The organism is Streptomyces sp. SLBN-8D4, from assembly GCF_049739545.1.
GTDB classification, from domain to species: Bacteria; Actinomycetota; Actinomycetes; order Streptomycetales; family Streptomycetaceae; genus Streptomyces; species Streptomyces canus_C.
In genome coordinates, this window is the sequence record NZ_JBMGQC010000001.1 from 2,145,717 (window position 1) to 2,168,796 (window position 23,080).

Here is a 23,080-nt window from a genome sequence, read left to right on the forward strand (position 1 = left end):
CCTGAGCGGCCGGGAGGCCGAACCCGCGGTCCGACGGAGACGGCCCGGCGACGCGGGCGAGGCGGTCCGACGGGGGCCGCTGGAGTTCACATAGCCGGTGGGCCGGGGCCCCCGGAACTCACGCGGCCGGTGGCGGCGGGGCCTGCTGATCCGGCCCCTGCTGATCCGGCCCTGGCTCCCGCACCTTGGCGACGGCCGCGGCCATCTGCTGTTGCACCTGCTCCGGCACCGCGGCTCCATGGATGGCGCCCATCAGCTCCTGGGCGAGCTCGTGCAGTTTGGTGTTGGTGTTCTGGGAGGCGGTGACGAGCACCGTCCAGGCGTCCTCGGCGCTCAGCCCGAAGGAGGCCATGACGATCCCGCGGGCCACGTCGATGGCCGGCCTGGTCCGCATGGCCCGGCGCAGCTGGTCGACCTCCAGGCGCAGTTCCTGATCGACGTCCATGGGCTGCGGCTGTTCCTCCACGGCTCCCAAACCTTCGGGGCGCGCGGAATGCTCGGTCACGAACAGCTCTCGGGCCCGGGTCAGCTCCAGCAGGCGTCCGACGGTCGGGCTGTACGCCCGGACGGTGACCGTCTTGCCCTGGCCGAGGGCCTCCCGGCGCAGGCTCAGCAGGACGTTGAGGCCACCGCAGTCGCAGAACCGGACCCCGTCGAGATCCAGGTCCACACCGGTGGCCGAGCGGTCGAGGACGGCGTAGAGCTCGGGCTCGAGTCCCTGGGCCCCGATGTCGAACTCACCGCGACAGATGATCACCGTTCGCTCCCCGGCCGGCACGGCCTCGATCGTGGCCAGACACGGCGGGCGCGCGTCCAGCGTGGCGAGGGGCTGCGCCGAGTGCGCAGGTTCCGGCATGGCCCTCTCCCTCATGTGCTCGGCTGCCTCTGTGCCTCAGATTCCCTTCGGCCGCCAACATACGTCAACCAATACACGAAATAAAGTTCGGGTTTTTGAATACGTGAATGCTCGGTCGCTACACTGCTGCCATGGATGGAGTGCCCGAGTCTCACACCGGCTGGACGTTTGTCACCAACCACGCAAGGGTGCTGGCCGCGATCGCCGACAACCCCAGCACCCGGATCCGCGACATCGCGGCCCACTGCCGGCTCACCGAACGCGCCGTTCAGAAGATCATTTCCGATCTGGAGCAGGACGGGTACCTCTCGCATGTGCGGGAGGGGCGCACGAACACCTACCGCATCGACCCGGGCAAGGTCCTGCGCCATCCCGCCGAGGCGGGCCTGACGGTGGCGTCACTGCTCTCCCTGCTCGTCCAGGACGAGGCGGACCGCAGCCCGCTCCTCGACAACCGGCGGCACACCCCGGCCTGACGCCGCAGCGAACGGAACCTGTCACGGCCCGCGCCCCGGCAGGTTCGTCGGCCTGGGCAGGCTCGGCGGGACGGCACTCCGGCGATCACAACGGCCGCTCACCCACCGCCACTCCACCAAAGGCGAGGCCGTTCCACCCCTTTCAGCGTGACGGACCGAGACAGAATCGTCGACGTCCCCGCCCACGCATCCCCGCCCACCATCCGCCGCCGCCCCACCCCGGCATCCGCCACCTCCGGGAGACCGGGCACGATCAGACCGACGCCACCTCCAGGCCGGCCGGGACACGGAAGTCGACGTCCCTACCCATGCATCCCCGCCCACCATCCACCACCCCCAGGACGCCGGGCACGGTCAGACCGACGCCACCGCCAGGCCGGCCGGGCGCCGTCAGGCCGGCGCCGCCGCTCCCATCCATCGCGCGCTCAAGCCGCCGCGCCGAACCACCTGGGCAGTCGGGCCAGCAGGTCGGCCTGGTCCTCGCCGGCCCAGGCCACATGGCCGTCCGGGCGCAGCAGTACCGCGGGGGCGTCCAGTTCCTCGCCGGTGTCGACGACATGGTCGACCCGGTCCGCCCAGCCCGCCACCGAGAGGCGCCCGGTGCCGTCGAGCAGCAGTCCGCGGCCGCCGCGCATCAGCTCGTACAGGCGGCCGCGCCCGAGCGTGAGGTCCCGCAGGCGGCGGCCGAGCAGCTCGTGGCCCTCGCCGAAGTCGTAGCGGACGCCGATCGCGGTGATCTGCTCGATCAGGTACCGGTTCACCTCGTCGAAGTCCATCAGCCGGGACAGCAGCCGACGTACCGCCTGCGGCCCGGGCTCGGTCGACAGCAGCTCCATCTGCGCGCGGGTGTTGTTCAGTACCTCGGCGGCCACCGGGTGCCGTTCGGCGTGGTAGCTGTCCAGCAGGTCATCGGGCGCCCAGCCGGCCACCTCGGCGGCCAGTTTCCAGCCCAGGTTGAACGCGTCCTGGATGCCGAGGTTGAGCCCCTGCCCGCCCACCGGGGGATGGACGTGGGCCGCGTCGCCGGCCAGCAGCACCCGGCCGACCCGGTAGCGGTCGGCCTGCCGGGTGGCGTCGCCGAAACGGGAGAGCCAGCGCGGTGAGTGCACGCCGAAGTCGGTGCCGGCGACCGCCCGGAGCCGTCGTTTGAACTCCTCCAGGGTCGGCGCGACCGAACGGTCCCCGCTCACCCCCTCGGCGGGCACGACGACGCGGTACAGCCCGTCCCCGACGGGTCCGAGACCGAACAGCTTCTGGGTGCGCCGGACGTCGGTCACCACGGCGGTGACCGTCTCCGGCGCCACACCCACCTCCATCGCGCCGAGCAGCGTCTCGGCCCTGGCGGGTGCGCCGGGGAAGCCGACCCCGAGCAGCTTGCGCACGGTGCTGCGGCCGCCGTCGCAGCCCACGAGATGGCGCGAGCGCAGCCGCGTGCCGTCGGCGAGTTCCACGCTCACCCCCTCGTCGTCCTGGCTCAGCCCGACCAGCTCGCAGCCGCGCCGGATCTCGGTGCCGAGCTCGACGGCATGCTCGGCCAGCAGTCGGTCGGTGACCGTCTGCGGAATGCCGAGGACGTAGGCGTGCGCGCTGTCCAGCCGGTCCGGCCAGGGCTTGTCGATGGCGGCGAAGAAGCCGCCGGCCTTGGACTGCTTCCCGTGCGCGAGGAACCGCTCCAGCAGCCCGCGCTGGTCCATCACCTCGATGCTGCGCACGTGCAGACCGAGCGAGCGGACGATCTCGGTCGGCTCCGCCGCCTTCTCCAGCACGACCACCCGCACACCGTGCAGCCGCAGTTCGGCCGCCAGCATCAGTCCGGTCGGTCCGCCGCCGACGACGATCACGTCGATCATCGGATCCCCCTCCGTGTCTCGGACGGAGATTGTGGGGCACGCCGGGGATCTTGCCGCAAGGCCCCCCGTGAGCTATACGTTGAAGAGGGCAAGGAGAGCGGTGATCTCCTTGCCTTTCCGCATTTCCTCATGGGCGTCCTGACGCGGGTGACCGCCCTCAGGACGGCTGGAGGTAGCGTGCCAGCAGGTCGTCCAGCGTCACCATCCCTGTCAGCGTGCCCGTCCCGTCCCGGACGACCGCCAGGGACGCCCGGTTGCGGCGGAGCAGGTCGATCGCGTCGGCGACCTTGGTGTCCTCCGTCAGCTCCGGGACCGGGCGGGCCAGGGAGCGGGCGGTGCCGGTGCGGCCCCGGGCGAGGGCGACCAGGGCGTCACGGGCGTGGAGCGAACCGAGCACGAGGTCGCCCTCGCGGACCAGCATGCGGGTGCGGTCGTGGTCGGCTGCCGTGCGCAGGATGGTGTCGAGGTCGGCGTCCCCGGCCACCGAGGTGATCTCCGCGGCCGGGATCCGGAGGTCGGCGACCGGGGTGTCGGGCTCGGTGAGCGAGCGGGTGAGCAGGTCCGAGTCGGCCTCGCTGATCAGTCCCAGCCGCTCCGACTCCTCGACCAGGTGGGTGAGTTGCTCACGGTTGTGCACGGCGGCCAGCTCGTCGCGCGGGGTGACCCGGCACAGCCGTACCAGCGCGTTGCTCATCCTGTTCAGGACCGAGAGCAGCGGCCGCACGGCCTTGACCACGCCTCGGAAGGGCGGCGAGAGCAGCATCGCGGAGCGCTCGGGGTGGGCGATCGCCCAGGACTTGGGGGCCATCTCGCCGAGCACCATGTGCAGGAACACCACGACGACCATGGCGACCACGAAGGCGATGCCGTAGCTGAGCGCGCTGGGCAGGCCCAAGTGGTGCAGCAGCGGGTCGAGTTCGTGGGAGATCGCGGGCTTGGAGACCGAGCCCAGGCCCAGGGTGCACACGGTGATGCCGAGCTGGGCGCCGGCCAGCATCAGCGACAGTTCGCGCATCCCGGCCAGGGCCGCCTTCGCCCCGCGCCGTCCCTCGGCCGCGGCCTTCTCCATGCGGTGCCGCTTGGCGGCGACCAGCGCGAACTCGGCGGCGACGAAGAAGCCGCTGCCGATCAGCAGCAGGACGGTGACGAAGAGCGCCATCGGGAAACTCATGCCGACTCCACCCTCTCCACGCGGACGCGTTCCGGTACGTGCCGGTCCAGTGTCCGTACGTCGATCACCGCACGGCCGCCGCCGAGCAGCTCGACGGTGACCCGGTCCCCGATCGCCGGGAAGCGGCCGAGGCGGTCCACGACCAGTCCTGCGACGGTGTCGTAGTCCTCCTCCTCGGGCAGTTCGACGCCGGTGGCGTCGGCGATCTCGTCGAGGCGGCGGCCCGCGTCGACCAGCCAGCCGTCCCCGTCGGGCACGGCGAGTTCGGTCACGGTGTCGGTCTCGTCGGCGATGTCGCCGACCAGTTCCTCGGCGATGTCCTCGTAGGTGACGATGCCGGCGACGCCGCCGTGCTCGTCCAGGACGACCGCGAACTCCTCGTCCCGCTCCCGCATCTGCGCGACCGCCTCCGGCAGCGGGAGGGTGTCGGGCAGCAGCAGCGGGGCGCGGGCGAGGGCGCCCGCGGTGACCCGGGTCAGCTCATGGGCCTGCAGGCGCGTCAACTCCCGTACGCCCAGGACGCCCGGGATGTCGTCGGGGTGGTCACCGAGGACGGGGTAGGTGGAGTGGCCGTGCTCGGCGATCAGGTCGACGGCCTCGGCGGCGGTGGCGTCCTTGCGGACGAAGACGGCGTCGACGCGGGGCACCATCACCTCGTCGAGGGTGCGCTCGGAGAACTCCAGGGCGTGGTCGAGTAGTTCGGCGGTGTCCCGGGGCAGTTGGCCCTGTTCGTGGGACTCGCCGATGAGGTGGCCCAGCTCCTCCAGGGTGGCGCCGTGGTGCAGTTCCTCGACGGGTTCGATGCCGACCCTGCGGAGCAGGCGGTTGGCCGCGCCGTCGAAGACGTGCACCAGCGGGCCGACGACCTTGAGGTAGCCGAGCGTGGAGGGCGCGAGGGCCTTCGCCAGCCGCTCCGGGACGGCGATGGCGAGGTTCTTCGGGGCCAGCTCGCCCAGGACCATCTGGACGACGGTGGCCAGGACGAAGGCCAGCACCACGGAGATCCCGCCGACGGCCCCCTCGGGGACACCGAGGCCGGTGAGGGCGGGCTTGAGCAGGGCGGAGACGGACGGTTCGGCGATGAAGCCGACGACGAGACCGGTGACGGTGATGCCCAGCTGGGCGCCGGAGAGCATGAAGGACAGCCGCTCCAGCACGCTCAGCGCGCGGGCAGCCTTCCTGTCACCGGCCTCCGCCGCACGGGAGAGGGCGAGCCGGTCCGCGGAGACGTACGCGAACTCCTGGGCGACGAAATAGCCGGTGCCGGCGGTCAGCAGGAACACGGCCAGCAGGCCGAGGACGGCACTCGTGGTACTCAACGGCGGGTCGATCGCGCGGGGTGGGAGTCCGTCGGTGTGGCGGACACGGGCTTGCTCCTTCGGTAGTGATGTGCGCTGTGTGAACGGCCGGGGCGAGGGCGGCGTTCCCCGGATGCACCGGTGGGGTGGTGGGGCCGCCCGGCGGTCATACGGTGGCCGGTGTCGGCCCGACCAGCTCGGTGAGGACGTCCTCCATGGTCACGAATCCGAGGACGGCCCCCGTCTGTCCCGTCACCGCCGCCAGATGGCTCCCGTCGGCGCGCAGCGCGGTGAGGGTGTCGTCCAGCGGGGTGTCGATGCGGACCCGGGTGACCGGGTGCAGGGCGGCGCGCGGGAAGGGCCGGTCGCGCTCGGTGACGCCCAGGGTGTCCTTGATGTGCAGGTAGCCCAGCAGGGTGCCGTCCGGGCCGGTGACCGGGAAGCGGGAGTAGCCCGCGTCGGCGGCGACCCGCTCCAGCCGGGCCGGGGTGACCGAGGTGTCGACGGTCCGCATCTTCGGCACCGGGACCAGGATCTCGCCGACCGGCCGGGTGCCGAGCTCCAGCGCGTCCCGCAGCCGCTCGCCGTCGGCGGGCGAGAGCAGCCCCGCCTCACTGGCGTCGACGACCATGCGGGCGAGCTGGTCGTCGGTGAACGCCGACTCGACCTCGTCCTTGGGTTCGACGCGCAGCAGCTTCAGCAGGGCGTTCGCGAAGGCGTTGATGCCGAACACGAAGGGCTTGAGCGCGCGCGTGAGGGCCACGAGCGGCGGGCCGAGCAGCAGCGCGGCCGGCACGGGGGCCGCGAGGGCGAGGTTCTTCGGCACCATCTCGCCGATCAGCATGTGCAGATAGGTGGCCAGCGACAGGGCGATCACGAACGCGATCGGGTGCACCAGGCCGTCCGGGATGCGGGCCGCCTCGAAGCCGGGCTCCAGCAGGTGCGCGATGGCCGGTTCGGCGACCGCGCCGAGCACCAGCGAGGAGACGGTGATGCCGAGCTGGGCGCCGGAGAGCTCGAGGGTGAGCCGGCGTACGGCCTTCAGCGCACCCTCGGCGCCGCGCTCACCCGCCTCCGCGGCTCGCTCCAGGTCGCCGCGCTCGACGGTGGTCAGGGAGAACTCGGCCGCGACGAACACGGCACAGGCCAAGGTGAGGAGCAGGGCCGACACAAGCAGCAGGATCTCGGTCACCGGGCCGCCCCCGCCCGTCCGTGTGCGGGGGACGCGGCGCGGCCGGTACTGGGAGGCTCACCCATCGCGGAACTGTGGCTCCTTCTTGTCGGGGACAGGTCCTACCCAATAGTAAAGGACAGGCAAAGCTACCTGTTCCCGGGAGGGCGGGGTACGCTGCCGGTCCGGCGGGCATCTCGTCCGACGTCGGCGTCACCCTGACGGAGGCCCACCCCATGTTCGGACTGAGCGAGCTCGCGATCATCCTCGTCGTCGTCATCGCGGTCCTCGCCGTCAGGAAGGGCCCGGAACTGACCCGCACGGCGGGCAGGTCGGCGCGCATCCTGAAGGCGGAGGCCCGCGCGGCGCGGGAGGGCCGTCCGGAACCCAAGGTCGTCCAGGGAGAGGTCCTCCGGCCCGGAAGCACCGGGGGCACGGAGCAGGGGCCCGGCACCCGCTGAGACATCGGCGTCCGTGCGCGGTCCACGGTTTTCCCTGCCGTCCGGCCCCGCGATGATCCATGATGAGCGGGCCATGCACCTGCCGGCCCCGACCACGCGCGCTCCGCTGCCCGTACTGCGGGCCGCGGTGTTCGCCGTCGTCGGCACGGTGCTCGGGGTCAGTGCCCATCACCTGCTCGCCGAGGGACCGGTGCCCTGGGGGCGAGGGGTCGCCGCGACGGCCGTGCTCTTCGCGGTGGGTCTCATCGGGGTGCAGCGGCCCCGCAGCCTGGCGACGGTCGTCGCGTGCAGTGTCGCGGGACAGTCCGGGCTGCATCTGTGGCTGACGCTCACCGCCGCCGCGCACCACTCCGGCGGACACATGCACGAGGGCCGCTCGGCGTGGCACCAGCGTCTCCACGACTCCCTGGCCATGACGGCGGCCCACTCGCTGGTCGCCGCGCTCGTCGCCGTCCTGCTGCACCGCGCGGACGCGGCCTGCTGGACGGTGGCCCGCGGGGTGACGGCGGCTCTCGACGCGGTACGGGACCGACTGGCCGCCGCCCGGCCGCTGTTCACCCGGCCCACGTCACCCGCATGGACGGCCGCGGTGACGGTCGTGCCGGCGCATGACGAACGGCCGCTCAATGCACGGCCGTTGCTGGCACACGCGGTGATACGGCGGGGTCCTCCGGCGGCGAGCGCAGTTCTCGCCCACTGACCCCACGGGGACGCCGTCCCGGCCCGCGCCGCACGGCCGCCCCGCCGTACCAGCTCGCCTGGAGACCTCCATGTCCCGAATCCCCCTGTCCCGTCTGTCCGTCGCGGCCGCCGCAGCGGCGACCGCCGTACTCCTGACGGCCGTTCCGGCCGCCGCCCACACCGAGGTCGAGGCCGACAAGGCGCAGGCCCTCGCCGAGCACGTCACCGTCTCCTTCCACGCCGAGGCCGAGTCCGACACCTCCGGGATCAAGGAGGTGCGGGTGGTCCTGCCCGAGGGCATCACCCCGGCCGACGTGAGGTACGGCAAGGGCCCCGAGGGCTGGAAGTTCAGCGCGACCGAAGACGGCTACACCGTCAAGGGTGCGGAACTGAAGACCGGCGAGAGCGCCGAGTACTCGGTCGTCGTACGGCAGTTGCCCGACGCGCAGGAGGTGGCATTCAAGACCCTCCAGACCTACGGCGACGGGCACGTCGACCGCTGGATCGAGCTGGACGAGAACGGGGAGAACCCGGCGCCGGCCCTGAAGCTGAAGGCGGCGGCACCGGACGCGAAGCCGGTCAGCCCTTCCCCGAGCACCGCCGAGAGCCCGACCCCGACAGCCGTGGAGACCACGCCCGCGGCCTCCCCGCAAGCCGCCGACACCGGGAAGGACGACGAGGGCGGTCTGTCCGCGGGTGCCTGGACCGGGATCGGCGCGGGGATCGTCGTGGCGGTGGCAGCGGTGGTCTTCGTGGTAAGGCGACGCGGCGGCGCCGAGGGGTAGGCGCACCCCGTCGGGGGGTTTTCCCCGGCGCCCTGGATGAATCCCGCGCCTCCGGGTAGGCCAGCCCCACGGCGTACCCGGAGATGGAGTGCCATGACCTGCGCGAACTCCCCTGCACGGCACGGGACCTGGGCGGTGGCCCTGGCTGTCGCCGCCCTCGTCCTGACCGGAGCCTGCGGCGACGGCGACGGCGACGGCGGTGACGAGGGCGCCTCCCGTACGGGCCGGCCATCCGTCACCGGCTCCCCGGGCCCGACCACGGCCGACGGCTCCCCCTCGCTCTCCGCCTCGCCGACCCCGACCGCGACAGCGCCCTCGGACCCGGACCAGGCGGAGCAGGACATCCGGGAGGCATGGACGGTCCTGTTCGACCCGAAGTCCTCCGTGGACCAGCGCAGTAACGTCGTCGAGGACGGCGACGAGAACGCCCTCATGATCGACAACCTCTTCCGCGACCCGAGCGGCAGCAAGCTGCGCGCCGAGGTGACCTCCGTGGCGTACACCTCGGACGTGCGGGCCGAGGTGGCCTACGACCTCACGCGCGAGGGCCGCCGGCTGGACACCGGCGGCCCGGGGGCGGCCGTACTCCAGGAGGGCGGTTGGAAGGTCGCCCTGCGTACGGTCTGCGCGCTGACACGGCACGCCGAGGACGCCCCGGAGGCGCCGAGCTGTGCGTCGGCGTCCGCCGGCGCTGCCGCAAGCCCCGCCGCTAGCCCCGCCTCCAGCCCTGCCGGAACAGGTCGTTGAGCTCGGTCTGGGAGAGCTGGTCGGCGGCGTACGAGAAGGTCCCCAGGTCGGCCAGCTCCCGTGCCGCGTCGAGCAGACGGCGGTACATGGCACGGGCGATGCTGCCGCCGACCGTGACCCGGCGGACGCCGAGTGCGCGCAGGTCGTCGAGGGAGAGCGCGTTGCCGGTCAGGCCCATGACCACGTTGAGCGGGCCGTCGATCTCGCGGACCAGCCTGCCGATGGTCTCGGCGTCGGCGGCACCGGGCACGAACGCGCAGTCGGCACCGGCCTCCAGATAGGCGTTGGCCCGCCGCACCGCCTCGTCGAGCGTGCCGCCCACCAGGAGCGCGTCGGTGCGGCCGACCAGGACGAAGGGCTCCCCGTCGGCCGCCAGGGTCTCGCCGGCGGCCCGGACCCGCTCGACGGAGAGCTCGTGGTCGTACAGCGGACGGGTGCGGTCGCCGGTGAAGTCCTCGATGTTGCCGCCCGCGGCTCCGGCGGCGAGGGTTTTCGCGACGGTGTCCGCGACGGTCTCGGGCGACTCGCCGTATCCGTCCTCCAGGTCCGCGCTCAGCGGCACGGCGAGCCCGCCCGCGATCTCGCGGACCCGGCCCAGCATGGTCTCGCGGTCGACGCGGTCCTCGGGCGGCTGTTCGGCGAAGAAGTCGTGGTCGGGCCGTCCGAGCGAGAACGCGACGCCCGCGCTCGTGGTCGCCACGGCCGGGAACCCGGCCGCCTCCAGGATCCGGGCGCTGCCCACGTCCCACGCGTTGGGGAGCAGGAAGCAGCCCTCCCGGTGCAGGTCGACGAAGCGCTGTGCCTTGGCTCGGCTGTCGGTGTCCACACGGTCCTTCCCGGCCCGTCGCCCCTCGACGGACTCCCGGAGAACGTACGCCCGAGGCACTCGCGCCCGCCTGCACTGAACAGAGGGCGGCTCCGGGCCGTACCCAGGATGGACGGCGTCGATGCACGGCCGTGGCACAGCCCCCCTCTAGGATGAGCCCGATGACCAGCTCCGAGCAGCCCAGCGCGCGTCCGCCCCTGTGGCGGGCGCTGCTCCTGCTGGGGCTGCTCGTGGGGGTGCTGGGCATGCACGCCCTGGCGCCCGGTGGCGGCATGGGTGGGCACGAGGTCAGGTCCGCGCACATGGCGACGGCCGCCGCCGTCGCCGTCGACACCGTCTGTCACGACGGCTGCGGCTCGGGCCATCTCCACCACGCCGACGCGACCTGTACGTCGGGGGCCGTGAGCGGTGGGCCCGCCCTGCCCGCGCTCGTTCCCGATCCGTCGGGAAGCACCCCGGGCACGGTCGAACTGAGCGCCCAGACGGCCGCGGCCCAGGAAGGTGCCCGCGCCCCGCCCTCCCTCGCGGAACTCCAGCTCCTGCGGATCTAGACACGGCGTGTTCCGCCACGTCCAGATCCCTTTCACCGCAACGGAGTTCCAGCATGCGCAGTACCCGTACCGTGATCCGCCGTGCCTGTCTCGCGGCGGTCGCCGTGAGCGCCGCCCTCACCCTCACCGCCTGCGGCGGCGACAGCGACGACAGCGGCTCGGCCGCCTCGTCGCCGTCGGTGTCCGCCGCCGAGACCTCGGCCGGCACCCACAACGCCCAGGACGTCTCCTTCGCCCAGGGCATGATCCCGCACCACCAGCAGGCCGTGGAGATGGCCGGCCTGGCCGCCGACCGGGCCTCCTCGCCCGAGGTCAAGGACCTCGCCGCCCGGATCGAGAAGGCCCAGGGGCCGGAGATCGAGACCATGAGCGGCTGGCTGAGGACCTGGGGCAAGAAGGTCCCCGAGGCGATGCCCGGCATGGACCACTCCGGCATGGCCGGGATGATGGGCAGCGCCGACATGGAGAAGCTGGGGAAGGCGTCCGGCACGGACTTCGACTCCATGTTCCTGACCATGATGGTCGAGCACCACGAGGGCGCCGTCGAGATGGCCGGCACCGAGAAGGCCAAGGGCGAGGACCAGGCCGCCACGACCATGGCCGGCGACATCGTCACCACGCAGAAGGCCGAGATCAGCGAGATGAAGAAGCTCCTCGGCAAGAGCTGACCCGTCCGCGTGCCGCCCCGGTGCCCGCGCCGCCGTCCGGCGCGGGCACCGGGGCCGTCACCGGACGGTTCGCGGGTCCTTCTCCGGGCACTAGGAGAAAGGACTCTGCGGATTCACGAGGAGCGACAGTGGCGACAGGGCGACTCCCCGATCACGAACAGCGCATCCTGGACGAGATGGAACGCGCCCTGCGCCGCGACCGCCGTCTGTCCCGCCGGATGCGTTCAAGCCGGCCGCGCCGACGGCCGGACCTCACCCGGGTGACCCACTACCGGCCACACGTCCTGACCGTGAGCGTGCTGCTCGCGATGTCGCTCGGACTCATGGTGACGGGCATCGTCACCTCGCGGCCCGCGGTGATCTGGGCCTTCGCGGCCATATGGCCACTGGCCCTGTTCGCGGTGTTCCGACTCCTGAGCCGCTGGACCCGTCCCTGAGCCTCACGCCTCGCCGTTCTCGAAGGCCGACTCGATCGGTCGCTCGTCGACCAGGACCCGCCCCCGCGGCGGCCCGGCGAGCAGCGCGCGTACGGCGGTCAGGACGTCCGGCGCCACATGATCGGCCCGTGCCGTCTCCTCCGGCCGGGTCCGCTTGTCCGGTACGAGGATCCCGTGGGCGCCCACCCGGGCCGCGGCCTCGGCGTCCGCGGCGGTGCCGACGACCGCGCAGTCGGCCGGCGCGGTGCACACCCGGCCCGCCGCCCACAGGATCAGGCCCGGTTCGGGCGGACGGCAGTGGCAGCCGTCGTCGGGCCCGTGCGGGCACACTCCCCAGATGTCGAAGGGGCCGAGCAGTTCGTCGACACGGTGGTTGACGGCCCGCACGTCGGCCTCGCTGAGCGGCCCGTGTCCGATGCCCGGTTGCAGGGCCACGAACCCGGTGCGGACGCCGTGCAGACGCAGCATTCCGAGCGCCTCGCCGGCACCCGGCGCGGGGCGCACCCGGTCGGGGTCGGGCGAGTCTCCGGCAAGGATGCTGTCGCGGTCGAACAGCACCGTGCGTACGCGCGTCATGCGGCCACCTCCCGCTCTCACGGCACTTCTTCCCCTCGGCGAGTAACCGTGTGAAGCCGGACCATGCGGCGGCCTGTCCTGCGGTTCGCTGCCCCCAGGGCCCGTCCGGGCGGCCGCCGTACGGTCGCGCGCCCCATGAGATCCACTCTGAGCAGGACTGATTCCCTAAGATCAGCTCGTGGTCACCTTCCTCCTCGAACGTACGGCCCCGCTCTCCCCGGACGAGGCCTGGCGCCGCCTCACGGCGTGGCCCCGCCACGGCGAGGTCGTCCCCCTGACGCGCGTCACCGTCGTGCCGCCGGGGCCGACGGCCGAGGGCACGCTCGTCGTCGCCCGTTCGGGGATCGGCCCGCTCGGCTTCGACGACCCCATGGAGGTCACGGTCTGGCGCCCGCCGGCGGAGGGCGTCTCCGGCCTGTGCCGTCTGGAGAAGCGCGGCCGGGTGGTGCGCGGGTGGGCCGAACTGGAGGTGCACCCGGGCCCGGGTGGCCGGGCGCGCGTGATCTGGCGGGAGACCCTGCGATTCCCCCTCGTCCCCGAACGCGTGCTGCGCGTGGCCGCCCGGTCGGTGTTCGGGCGAGCCCTGAACCGGCTGCTGCGGGCAGCATGACCGGCGCGCGACAGTGGGCGCCATGACGGCAGTTGACGGTACGACCGTGCAGGTGGACTAGGTCGAGGAGCTCGCGGTGGACGGCCCGCGGTAGCTGGTGGCCACAGCGGCACGGCCGGGATCGTCTCCGCGCTCCTGGAGGCATGGCGGCACTTCGGCGACGACGCACGCGGGCATCGTGCGTGAACTGCTGTGCTTCGTCCGGCTGAGCCGGGGCGGCGATGCGAGGTACGCGTTCGCCGGGCCGGACCACGCCCAGGTGTCCGCTCAGGCCACCGACCCGATCCGCCGGGCCGCTGCCGACGTCCCGTCGTGATGGATCGGTGTGTGAGCTCCGGTGAGGGAGACCCCGCTGCCGCCGCGCCGGGCCGCCACGATCTCCGCGGCGATCGACAGGGCCGTCTCCTCGGGCGTACGGGCACCGAGGTCAAGGCCGATGGGTGACCGCAGCCGCGCCAACTCCATTTCGGTCACACCGACTTCGCGGAGGCGTTCGTTGCGGTCGAGGTGGGTGCGGCGGGAGCCCATGGCGCCCACGTAGGCGACCGGGAGCCGGAGGGCCAGGCGCAGCAGGGGGACGTCGAACTTGGCGTCGTGGGTGAGGACGCACAGGACTGTCCGGGCGTCGACCTCGGTGCGCTCCAGGTACGTGTGCGGCCACTCGACGACTATCTCGTCGGCCTCCGGGAAGCGTGCCTCGGTCGCGAAGACGGGCCGCGCGTCGCACACGGTGACCCGGTAGCCGAGGAACGTGCCGACCCGCACCAGCGCCGACGCGAAGTCGATCGCGCCGAAGACGATCATCCGGGGCGGTGGCACGGAGGACTCGACGAGCACGGTGAGCGGGGCGCCGCAGCGCGAGCCCTGTTCACCGATCTCCAGGGTGCCGGTGCGGCCCGCGTCCAGGAAGGCGCCGGCCTCGGCGGCGACCGTGCGGTCCAGCTCGGGATGGGCGCCGAAGCCGCCGCCATGACCGGAGGGGTCCTCAGGGCGTACGACGAGTGCGCGGCCGACGAGCTCGCCCGGGCCGGAGACGATCCGCGCCAGCGCCGCCGCCCGTCCCTTCGCGGCGGCTTCCACGGCGGCCGCGATCACCGTACGGACGGGGTCGCCGGCCCGGACCGGGGGTGACGAGGATGTCGATGACGCCGCCGCAGGTCAGGCCGACGGCGAAGGCGTCCTCGTCGCTGTAGCCGAAGCGTTCGAGGACCGACTCCCCGTTTTCCAGCGCCTGTTGGCACATGTCATAGACCGCCCCCTCCACGCAGCCGCCGGAGACCGAGCCGATCGCCGTGCCGTCGGCGTCCACCGCGAGGGCGGCACCCGGCCGGCGGGGCGCGCTGCCGCCGACGGCCACCACGGTGGCCACGGCGAAGTCACGTCCCTGCTCGACCCACCGGTGCAGCTCTTCGGCGATGTCCAGCATGTCTCGGTCTCCTTCACAGCGGTTGCGTACAGCGGTTGCGCAAGGGGGCGGAGCGTTCGAGCGTGCTAGTGCACGCCCATCCAGCTCTCGATGGGGTTGAGGGCGTAGTACACCAGGAAGATCACCGTCAGTCCCCACATGAAGGCGCCGATCTCCCGCGCCTTGCCCTGGGCGACCTTGATGGCGACGTACGAGATGACGCCCGCCGCGACGCCGGCGGTGATCGAGTAGGTGAACGGCATGATCACGACGGTCAGGAAGACCGGGATGGCGGTGGCGCGGTCGGCCCAGTCGACGTGGCGTGCGTTCATCATCATCATGGCACCGATCACCACGAGGGCGGCGGCCGCGACCTCGCCCGGCACGATCGCCGTGAGCGGGGTGAAGAAGAGACAGGCCGCGAAGAACAGGCCGGTGACCACGGAGGACAGCCCGGTGCGGGCGCCCTCGCCCACTCCCGTCGCCGACTCCACGAAGACGGTCTGGCCGGAGGCGCCGGCCACCCCGCCGATCGCGCCGCCCGCGCCGTCGATGAACAGGGCCTTGGACAGGCCCGGCATCCGGCCCTGCGCGTCGGCGAGCTTCGCCTCGGTGCCGACGCCGATGATGGTGGCCATCGCGTCGAAGAACCCGGCGAGCACCAGCGTGAACACGATCATGCCGACCGTCATCGCGCCGACCTCGCCCCAGCCGCCGAACTCCACCTTCCCGAAGATCGAGAAGTCCGGCATGGAGACCGCGCTGCCGTGCAGTTCGGGAGCGCCGCTCGCCCACTGCTTCGGGGCGATGGCCCCGGCAGCGTTGAGGAGGACGGCCAGTACGGTCCCGCCGAGGATGCCGATCAGGATCGCGCCGGGGACGCCGCGCGCCTGGAGCATGAAGATGGCGAGGAGGGTGACGGCGAACAACAGGACGGGCCAGCCCGCGAGTTCACCCGTGGGGCCGAGGGTCACCGGGGTGGCCTTGCCCTGGTGGACGAAGCCGGCCTTGTAGAAGCCGATCAGGGCGACAAAGAGGCCGATACCCATGGTGATCGCGTGCTTGAGGGCCAGCGGGATCGCGTTCATGATCATCTCGCGCAGGCCGGTGACGACCAGCAGCATGATGACCACGCCGTACATCACGCACATGCCCATGGCCTGCGGCCAGGTCATCACGGGCACGACCTGCGAGGACAGCACGCCGGAGACGGAGAGACCGGCGGCGAGCGCGAGGGGCACCTTGCCGAGGAAGCCCATCAGCAGCGTGGTGAGGGCCGCCGCGAACGCGGTCGCGGTGATGAGCGCCTTCTGGCCGAGCGTGTCCCCCGCCGCGTCCTTGCCGGACAGGATCAGGGGGTTGAGCAGGAGGATGTACGCCATCGCCATGAAGGTGGTGACGCCGCCGCGCAGTTCACGCGCGACCGTGGATCCCCGCTTGGATATGTGGAAGTACCGGTCGAGCCGGGACCTGCCTGCCGGGACGCGGGTGCCTTCTCCCGCGTCGTCGGCCGTGGTCCTGGGTTCCAGGGACTGCTGGGTCATGGTGCCGTCTCCCAAGGTTCACAGGGACACCCGTGCAACCGCCTTGTTCGGTCACGGGATTTGGGATGTGCACGACCCGGGGGACGGCCCAGGGCGGACAGTTGAGGGCCGGGGGACGAGGTCCCCCGGGGTGACTCACCGGTTGTTCAGGTGCCGGTCAGGTGTTCCGGCCGTACCGGTGTGCGGTTCAGCTCCAGCCCCGTCGCGTTGCGGATCGCCGCGAGCACGGCCGGGGTCGAGGACAGGGTGGGTGCCTCGCCGATGCCGCGCAGCCCGTACGGCGCGTGGTCGTCGGCGAGTTCGAGCACGTCGACGGGGATGGTCGGCGTGTCGAGGATCGTGGGGATCAGGTAGTCCGTGAAGGAGGGGTTCCTGACCTTCGCCGTCACGGGGTCGACGATGATCTCCTCCATCACCGCCACCCCCAGGCCCTGGACGGTGCCGCCCTGGATCTGGCCGATGACGGAGAGCGGGTTGAGCGCCTTGCCGACGTCCTGCGCGCAGGCCAGTTCGATGACCTTTACCAGGCCCAGCTCGGTGTCGACCTCCACGACCGCGCGGTGGGCGGCGAAGGAGTACTGGACGTGTCCGAAGCCCTGCCCGGTGCGCAGGTCGAAGGCCTCGGTCGGCCGGTGCCGCCACTCGGCCTCGACCTCGACGGACTCGCCCTCCAGCACGTCGGCCAGGTCCGCGAGGACCTCACCGCCGTCGGTGACGACCTTGCCGCCCTCCAGGAGCAGTTCGGCGGTGGCCCAGGCGGGGTGGTAGGAGCCGAACTTGCGGCGCCCGAGCTCCAGGACCTTCTCCCGGACGAGCTCGCAGGAGTTCCTCACGGCGCCCCCGGTGACGTACGTCTGGCGGGAGGCCGAGGTCGAACCCGCCGAGCCCACCTGCGTGTCCGCGGGGTGGATGGTCACCTGGGTGACACCGAGCTCGGTGCGGGCGATCTGCGCGTGGACGGTGACCCCGCCCTGGCCGACCTCCGCCATGGCGGTGTGCACGGTGGCGACGGGCTCACCGCCGACTACCTCCATGCGCACGCGCGCGGTCGAGTAGTCGTCGAAGCCCTCGGAGAAGCCGACGTTCTTGATGCCGACCGCGTAGCCGATACCGCGGACGACGCCTTCGCCGTGGGTGGTGTTGGACAGACCGCCCGGCAGCTGCCGTACATCGGCCTGCTCGCCGGCCGCGAGCCACTGCTGCTCCGGAGGGAGCGGCATCGCCTTGACGCGGCGCAGGAGTTCGGCGACGGGGGCCGGGGAGTCGACGGGCTGACCGGTCGGCATGATCGTGCCCTGTTCCATGGCGTTCAGCTGCCGGAACTCCACCCGGTCCATGCCCACCGCGTCGGCCAGTTTGTCCATCTGCGCCTCGTAGGCGAAGCACGCCTGGACCGCGCCGAAGCCGCGCATCGCGCCGCAGGGCGGGTTGTTGGTGTAGAGGGCGATGGCCTCGATGTCCACGTCGTCGACGACGTACGGACCGATCGACAGCGAGGAGGCGTTGCCGACGACCGCCGGTGAGGCGGAGGCGTACGCGCCGCCGTCGAGGACGATCCGGCACTTCACATGGGTCAACTTGCCCTCGCGCGTGGCCCCGTGCTCGTAGTGCAGCTTGGCGGGGTGCCGGTGGACGTGCCCGAAGAAGGACTCGAAGCGGTTGTAGACGATCTTGACGGGCTTGCCGGTGCGCAGCGCCAGCAGACAGGCGTGGATCTGCATCGACAGGTCCTCGCGGCCGCCGAAGGCCCCGCCGACGCCGGACAGCGTCATGCGGACCTTGCGCTCGGGCAGGCCGAGGACGGGCGCGATCTGGCGCAGGTCGGAGTGCAGCCACTGGGTGGCGATGTAGAGGTGGACGCCGCCGTCCTCGTCCGGCACGGCGAGTCCCGACTCGGGGCCGAGGAAGGCCTGGTCCTGCATGCCGAAGGTGTACTCGCCCTTGACGACGAAGTCGGCGCGCTCTGCGGCCTGTTGCGCGTCACCGCGGACGATCGGCTGGCGGTGCACGATGTTGGGGTGCGGGACGTGCCCGATGTGGTGGTCGTCGCGGTTCTCGTGGACCAGGATCGCGTCGGGGGCGGTCGCGGAGGCCTCGTCGGTGATGACGGGCAGCTCGCGGTACTCGACCTTGATCTTGGCGGCGGCGCGGCGGGCTGTCTCCGGGTGGTCGGCGGCGACGATCGCGACCGGCTCGCCGTGGTGACGTACCTTGCCGTGGGCGAGGACGGGGGTGTCCTGGATCTCCAGACCGTAGTTCTTCACCTCGGTCGGCAGGTCGTCGTACGTCATGACCGCGTACACGCCCGGCAGGGCCAGGGCCTCGCTCGTGTCGATGGACACGATCTCGGCGTGCGCGACGGTCGAGCGGAGGATCTGCCCCCAGAGCATGTCCTCGTGCCACATGTCGGACGAGTACGCGAACTCGCCGGTGACCTTGAGGGTGCCGTCCGGGCGGAGCGTGGACTCGCCGATGCCGCCCTTGGTCTGCGAACCCTGGGTGATCTTGGTGGGGGTGCCGTTGGGAGTCGACATGTCAGACCGCCTCTCCCTGCCGGGCGGCCGCGAGGCGGACCGCGTCCATGATCTTCTCGTAGCCGGTGCAGCGGCACAGGTTGCCCGACAGCGCCTCGCGGATGTCCGCGTCGCTCGGGTTGGGGTTGCGCTCCAGCATCTCGTCGGCGGCGACCAGCAGCCCCGGCGTGCAGAAGCCGCACTGGACGGCACCGGCGTCGATGAACGCCTGCTGGATCGGCGCGAGTTCGGTGCCCTCACCGGTCTGTGAGTCCTGCCCCTTGGCGGCCCAGTCCTGGGCCTCCTGGAGCGAGGTCCCGCACGAGGAACCGCAGGACCGCTGCTTCGCGTAGTCGGCGAGCCCCTCGACGGTCACCACTTCGCGGCCCTCGGCCTGCCCGGCGGCGACCAGGCACGAGCACACCGGGACGCCGTCGAGGCGGACCGTGCAGGACCCGCACTCACCCTGCTCGCAGGCGTTCTTCGAACCGGGCAGCCCCAGCCGCTCGCGCAGCACGTACAGCAGGGACTCGCCCTCCCACACGTCGTCGGCTTCCTGCGGACGTCCGTTGACAGTGAAGTTGACGCGCATTACGCAGCTCCCTCCGTGGTGGCGGCGGTGCCGCGGTACGACTCCCAGGCCCAGGTCAGCGTGCGGCGGGCCATGATGCCGACCGCGTGGCGGCGGTAGCTCGCCGTGCCCCGGACGTCGTCGATCGGGTTGCAGGAGGCGGCGCACAGGTCCGCGAACTGCTTGGCGACCGAAGGGGTGATGATCTTGCCGTTGTCCCAGAAGCCGCCCTCTTCCAGGGCCGCGTTCAGAAATTCCTCGGCGGCCTTGGCCCGAACGGGCGTGGGAGCCGCGGACCCGATTCCCGTCCGCACGGTCCGCGTCCCGGGGTGCAGCGCGAGCCCGAAGGCGCACACGGCGATGACCATGGCGTTGCGCGTGCCGACCTTGGAGTACTGCTGGGGCCCGTCGGCCTTCTTGATGTGCACGGCGCGGATCAGCTCGTCGGCCGCCAGCGCGTTGCGCTTCACGCCGGTGTAGAACGCGTCGATCGGGATGAGCCGCGATCCGCGCACCGACTCGACCTCGACCTCGGCGCCGGCCGCGAGGAGGGCGGGGTGGGCGTCGCCGGCCGGGGAGGCGGTGCCGAGGTTGCCGCCGACACCGCCGCGGTTGCGGATCTGCGGGGAGGCCACGGTGTGCGAGGCGAGGGCCAGGCCCGGGAGCTCGCCGCGCAGGCTCTCCATGATCCGGGTGTACGGCACGGAGGCGCCGAGCCGCACGGTGTCCTCGCCGACCTCCCACTCGGTGAGGTCGTCGATGCGGTTCAGGTCGAGCAGGTACTCGGGCCGCCGATGGTCGAAGTTGATCTCGACCATCACGTCGGTGCCGCCCGCGATGGGCACAGCGGTGGGGTGCTCGGCCTTGGCGGCGAGCGCCTCCTCCCAGCTGGCGGGGCGAAGGAAGTCCATGACCGGCTCTCTTCTTCGTCTTGAGGGTCGTACGGATCGAGCCAGATCGGGTGCGGCGGGCCCGGCTCGTTCATGGGGTGTTCACGTGGAGTGGAGCCAGTACACAGCGGTGTACTCCGACGGGGTCAGTCACGGAAACCATGAAGGAGTTGGCTGGTCGGGACCGTCATCTTGTAGATTCGTATGAACGGCGGCGCTCAGCAACCTCCGTGTTTTCCTTTGGAAACATCCGATACAGCCCACGTGACCTGGGACACAGCCATGGAGGCGGCAGCGGCCGCTCCCCACCCCACCGGACCCCTTCTCCATCGTAGATTTCGAGACACAGAACGGCGGCGACGAGAATGCGGCTGCGCGCACTGCTGGACACCGACGCGCTGGGCCTGCGGCTGCTCGGCGGCGAGGACGAACTGGACCGCACCGTGCGCGGTGTGATGACCACGGACCTGCGCGACCCCAGCCGCTACCTCTCCGGCGGGGAACTGGTCCTGACGGGTCTCGCCTGGCGCCGGGACGCCGCCGACTCGGAGCCTTTCGTACGACTCCTGGTGCAGGCCGGAGTAGCGGCGCTGGCGGCCGGCGAGGCGGAGCTGGGCGATGTCCCGGAGGACCTGGTCGTCGCCTGCGCCCGGCATCGCCTGCCCCTGTTCGCGGTGCACGAGTCGGTGGCCTTCGCGACGATCACCGAGCATGTCGTACGGCAGGTCTCGGGCGAGCGCGCGGGTGACCTGGCGGCCGTGGTGGACCGTCACCGCCGCATGATGACCTCGGGCCCGGCGGGCGGCGGCCCGGACGTGGTCCTCGACCTTCTCGGCTCGGACCTGGACCTGCGCGCCTGGGTGCTCTCCCCGACCGGACGCATGATCGCGGGCCCGAAGGTGGCGGGCCCCGGCCTGCCCCCGGACATCTGCGCGAAGCTGGCGGCGGAGCATCTGGCGGCGGCCCGCACCGGCCGCCGCGGCCCCCACAGAGTCACGCTCGGCTCCTCGGCGTACTCCCTCTTCCCGGTCCGCAGCAGCGGCCGCTCCTCCCAGGCCTCCAGGGACGTGCGCGAGACCGTCCTGTCCGACTGGCTTCTCGCGGTGGAGGCGGACGCCGGCGACTGGCCGGAGGAGCGTCTGGACCTGCTCCAGGGCGTCACCCAGCTGATCGCGGTCGAGCGGGACCGCAGGGACGCGGCCCGCACGGTCCGTCGCCGCCTGGCCCAGGAGGTCCTGGAACTGGTCCAGACGGGAGCGGCACCCGCCGAGATCGCCGCCCGCCTGCGGGTCGCCGCCCCGGTCCTCCTCCCCGGCCTCGGCGCGGCCCCCCACTGGCAGGTCGTGGTGGCGAGGGTCGAATGGCAGGACGGCGAGCTGGACGGCGGCCCGACGGCGCAGTCCCTCCTGGAGGAGATCCTGGTGGACCCTCTCGCGACCGGCCCCGAACCGTCCGACCGCATAGCGGTGGCCCACACCGGCGACGAGGCGATCGCGCTCGTCCCCCTCCCCGCGGTCTCGACCGAGCACGACGGCTCGGAGCCGGGCATCCTGGCGGAAGCGCTGCTGGAGTCGGTCCGGGACCCCCTGTCGGCCGGCCTGGACGACGACGGCAGGGTCACCCTGGGCGTCAGTGCGTCGGTGCACTCGGCGGAGGGCCTGCGCGGCGCGCTGGAGGAGGCCCGCCACGCCCGCAGAGTGGCGGCGGCCCGCGCAGGCCGCGTCTGCGCGGCAGGCCACCAGGAGCTGGCCTCCCACGTCCTGCTGCTGCCCTTCGTGCCGGACGACGTACGCCGCGCCTTCACGGCCCGGCTGCTCGACCCGCTCCGGGACTACGACCGCCGCCACCGGGCCGAGCTGATCCCCACCCTGGAGGCCTTCCTGGACTGCGACGGTTCCTGGACCCGCTGCGCGACCCGCCTCCACCTGCACGTCAACACGCTGCGCTACCGCGTCGGGCGGATCGAGCAGTTGACGGGCCGCGACCTGTCACGCCTCGAGGACAAGCTGGATTTCTTCCTGGCACTGCGGATGAGCTGAATCCTGCGGGGCCCCGGACTCCCACGACTTTGTGAATTCCTTCACCCACCCCCTTGGCCGGGCCCGTCGTTTCGTGCTGAGATGCCGCCACCACTCAAAGCTCGACGGCGCGCTCGGGGAGGGCAACGTGGCGCATACCGCCATGTCTGGTAACGGAACGACCGCCGGTGACGATCCACTCCAGACCGCGGTATGGCGGCTGCGCTCCCGGGCCTGCTGGGCCGACGCGGCCGCCCTGCTCCAACCGGTCACCGCACCGGCGGCCCTGCAGAGAGCGGCCCTGCTGGTGGAACGCTGCCTGTACACGGAGCAGGGCTGGCCGGAGGCGGAGGACGCGCTGCGCACCGCCGAGGCGCTGGCCCACAGCGACGACGAACGGGGGGCGGCAGCTTGTGAACGAGGGCAACTTGCGTACGCCTCGACGCTCCACGGGGTCCGTGACCGCGCGGACGAGGCGAGGGCCGCGCTGGGCCGGGCGGCGGCACTGATCGCTCCGGGGGCGCGGGGAAGGGCTCTGCTGGACTTCCGCCGGGGCCTGCTGGCGGAGAACCTGGCCCAGGCCCCCCAGGCGGCCCGAGCGGCCTACCGCCGCGCCCACGCGGGCGCCACGGCCCACTCCGACCCCCTGCTGCTGTCCTTCACCTGGCGCCACCTCGCCGGACTGGCCCTGCGGGAGGGCGAGTTGGCCGAGGCGCGGCACGGCTTCGCCGAATCGCTGCGGATCCGCGAGGAGTTGGGCTATCTGGTGGGCACGGCACCGGCGCTCGCCTCGCTGGCGGACGCGGAGGCGGAGCCGGAGGCGTCCCGGCTGCGCGAGGAGGCGCGGCGGCTGTACCAGCTGCTGGGGGGCGTACCCACGTGGCTGGCACGGCAGTTGACACCGCCGGCGGCCACGGCCTGAGTCGAGTGCCTGAGGGGCTGCCACGGGATGTCGTACGGCGGCTGCGGGTGAGC

At 72.2% G+C, this 23,080-nt stretch carries 22 protein-coding genes and 1 pseudogene; 11 read left to right on the forward strand and 12 right to left on the reverse strand.

Annotated features, from left to right (window positions below):
* Positions 1–118: 118 nt before the first annotated feature.
* A complete protein-coding gene (locus RKD20_RS09565; RefSeq protein ID WP_424877347.1) occupies positions 119–856 on the reverse strand; it encodes an ANTAR domain-containing protein in 738 nt (245 codons plus the stop codon).
* 131 nt (positions 857–987) lie between these two features.
* Here RKD20_RS09565 and RKD20_RS09570 point away from each other — a divergent pair, with 131 nt between their 5' ends.
* A complete protein-coding gene (locus RKD20_RS09570) occupies positions 988–1,332 on the forward strand; it encodes a helix-turn-helix transcriptional regulator (RefSeq protein ID WP_028807903.1) in 345 nt (114 codons plus the stop codon).
* Positions 1,333–1,757: 425 nt separating this feature from the next.
* Here the strand turns inward: RKD20_RS09570 and rox are convergent, their stop codons facing one another.
* From rox to RKD20_RS09590, 4 genes are all read right to left on the reverse strand, one after another.
* Positions 1,758–3,182: a rifampin monooxygenase gene (gene rox / locus RKD20_RS09575; RefSeq protein ID WP_424877348.1), complete on the reverse strand. Its 1,425-nt coding sequence runs from the start codon at positions 3,180–3,182 to the stop codon at positions 1,758–1,760.
* A gap of 157 nt (positions 3,183–3,339) precedes the next feature.
* Entirely contained in the window at positions 3,340–4,353 is a 1,014-nt protein-coding gene (locus RKD20_RS09580; RefSeq protein WP_424877349.1) for a hemolysin family protein, read from the reverse strand.
* The gene (locus RKD20_RS09585) at positions 4,350–5,672 is read right to left on the reverse strand and encodes a hemolysin family protein (protein WP_424877350.1); all 1,323 of its coding nucleotides are present in this window, start codon (positions 5,670–5,672) and stop codon (positions 4,350–4,352) included. The genes RKD20_RS09580 and RKD20_RS09585 overlap by 4 nt, the downstream gene beginning before the upstream one ends.
* A 145-nt stretch (positions 5,673–5,817) precedes the next feature.
* On the reverse strand, positions 5,818–6,843 hold the full coding sequence (locus RKD20_RS09590; RefSeq protein WP_424877351.1) for a hemolysin family protein: 1,026 nt from the start codon (positions 6,841–6,843) through the stop codon (positions 5,818–5,820).
* Positions 6,844–7,058: 215 nt separating this feature from the next.
* Here RKD20_RS09590 and RKD20_RS09595 point away from each other — a divergent pair, with 215 nt between their 5' ends.
* From RKD20_RS09595 to RKD20_RS09610, 4 genes are all read left to right on the forward strand, one after another.
* Positions 7,059–7,283, forward strand: coding sequence for a twin-arginine translocase TatA/TatE family subunit (locus tag RKD20_RS09595; RefSeq protein WP_424877352.1), 225 nt, complete (start codon positions 7,059–7,061; stop codon positions 7,281–7,283).
* Positions 7,284–7,356: 73 nt separating this feature from the next.
* Positions 7,357–7,983 (forward strand): hypothetical protein, encoded by a 627-nt coding sequence (locus RKD20_RS09600; protein ID WP_424877353.1) that lies wholly within the window; start codon positions 7,357–7,359, stop codon positions 7,981–7,983.
* A 70-nt stretch (positions 7,984–8,053) separates the two neighbouring features.
* Positions 8,054–8,749 (forward strand): DUF1775 domain-containing protein, encoded by a 696-nt coding sequence (locus tag RKD20_RS09605; protein ID WP_424877354.1) that lies wholly within the window; start codon positions 8,054–8,056, stop codon positions 8,747–8,749.
* A gap of 93 nt (positions 8,750–8,842) precedes the next feature.
* Complete coding sequence (locus tag RKD20_RS09610) at positions 8,843–9,496, forward strand: hypothetical protein (protein WP_424877355.1); 654 nt, start codon at positions 8,843–8,845, stop codon at positions 9,494–9,496.
* Here the strand turns inward: RKD20_RS09610 and RKD20_RS09615 are convergent.
* Entirely contained in the window at positions 9,459–10,322 is an 864-nt protein-coding gene (locus RKD20_RS09615) for an isocitrate lyase/PEP mutase family protein (RefSeq protein ID WP_424877356.1), read from the reverse strand. The genes RKD20_RS09610 and RKD20_RS09615 overlap by 38 nt on opposite strands.
* A gap of 161 nt (positions 10,323–10,483) precedes the next feature.
* Here RKD20_RS09615 and RKD20_RS09620 point away from each other — a divergent pair, with 161 nt between their 5' ends.
* From RKD20_RS09620 to RKD20_RS09630, 3 genes are all read left to right on the forward strand, one after another.
* Positions 10,484–10,873 (forward strand): DUF6153 family protein, encoded by a 390-nt coding sequence (locus tag RKD20_RS09620; RefSeq protein WP_424877357.1) that lies wholly within the window; start codon positions 10,484–10,486, stop codon positions 10,871–10,873.
* A gap of 53 nt (positions 10,874–10,926) precedes the next feature.
* Positions 10,927–11,541, forward strand: a complete 615-nt coding sequence (locus RKD20_RS09625) for a DUF305 domain-containing protein (protein ID WP_424877358.1) — start codon at positions 10,927–10,929, stop codon at positions 11,539–11,541.
* 128 nt (positions 11,542–11,669) lie between these two features.
* Positions 11,670–11,978: a DUF3040 domain-containing protein gene (locus tag RKD20_RS09630; protein ID WP_424877359.1), complete on the forward strand. Its 309-nt coding sequence runs from the start codon at positions 11,670–11,672 to the stop codon at positions 11,976–11,978.
* A 3-nt stretch (positions 11,979–11,981) separates the two neighbouring features.
* Here the strand turns inward: RKD20_RS09630 and RKD20_RS09635 are convergent, their stop codons facing one another.
* The gene (locus tag RKD20_RS09635; RefSeq protein ID WP_424877360.1) at positions 11,982–12,554 is read right to left on the reverse strand and encodes an HAD-IIIA family hydrolase; all 573 of its coding nucleotides are present in this window, start codon (positions 12,552–12,554) and stop codon (positions 11,982–11,984) included.
* A gap of 178 nt (positions 12,555–12,732) precedes the next feature.
* Between RKD20_RS09635 and RKD20_RS09640 the strand changes: the two genes are divergently transcribed.
* Complete coding sequence (locus RKD20_RS09640) at positions 12,733–13,164, forward strand: SRPBCC family protein (RefSeq protein ID WP_424877361.1); 432 nt, start codon at positions 12,733–12,735, stop codon at positions 13,162–13,164.
* Between the two features lie 267 nt (positions 13,165–13,431).
* Here the strand turns inward: RKD20_RS09640 and RKD20_RS09645 are convergent.
* The 5 genes and pseudogenes from RKD20_RS09645 to RKD20_RS09665 all read right to left on the reverse strand — a co-directional run bounded on the left by RKD20_RS09645 (position 13,432) and on the right by RKD20_RS09665 (position 20,108).
* Positions 13,432–14,590, reverse strand: a pseudogene (locus tag RKD20_RS09645) (XdhC family protein).
* A gap of 65 nt (positions 14,591–14,655) precedes the next feature.
* A complete protein-coding gene (locus tag RKD20_RS09650) occupies positions 14,656–16,113 on the reverse strand; it encodes an NCS2 family permease (RefSeq protein ID WP_424877362.1) in 1,458 nt (485 codons plus the stop codon).
* A gap of 146 nt (positions 16,114–16,259) precedes the next feature.
* Positions 16,260–18,647, reverse strand: a complete 2,388-nt coding sequence (locus RKD20_RS09655; protein ID WP_424877363.1) for a xanthine dehydrogenase family protein molybdopterin-binding subunit — start codon at positions 18,645–18,647, stop codon at positions 16,260–16,262.
* Position 18,648: 1 nt separating this feature from the next.
* Complete coding sequence (locus RKD20_RS09660) at positions 18,649–19,218, reverse strand: (2Fe-2S)-binding protein (protein ID WP_424877364.1); 570 nt, start codon at positions 19,216–19,218, stop codon at positions 18,649–18,651.
* A complete protein-coding gene (locus RKD20_RS09665; RefSeq protein ID WP_392763180.1) occupies positions 19,218–20,108 on the reverse strand; it encodes an FAD binding domain-containing protein in 891 nt (296 codons plus the stop codon). The genes RKD20_RS09660 and RKD20_RS09665 overlap by 1 nt, the downstream gene beginning before the upstream one ends.
* Positions 20,109–20,452: 344 nt before the next feature.
* On the opposite strand from RKD20_RS09665, the gene RKD20_RS09670 reads away from it, so the two are divergent.
* A complete protein-coding gene (locus tag RKD20_RS09670; protein ID WP_424877365.1) occupies positions 20,453–22,126 on the forward strand; it encodes a PucR family transcriptional regulator in 1,674 nt (557 codons plus the stop codon).
* 127 nt (positions 22,127–22,253) lie between these two features.
* Entirely contained in the window at positions 22,254–23,027 is a 774-nt protein-coding gene (locus RKD20_RS09675) for a hypothetical protein (protein ID WP_424877366.1), read from the forward strand.
* Positions 23,028–23,080 lie beyond the last annotated feature (53 nt).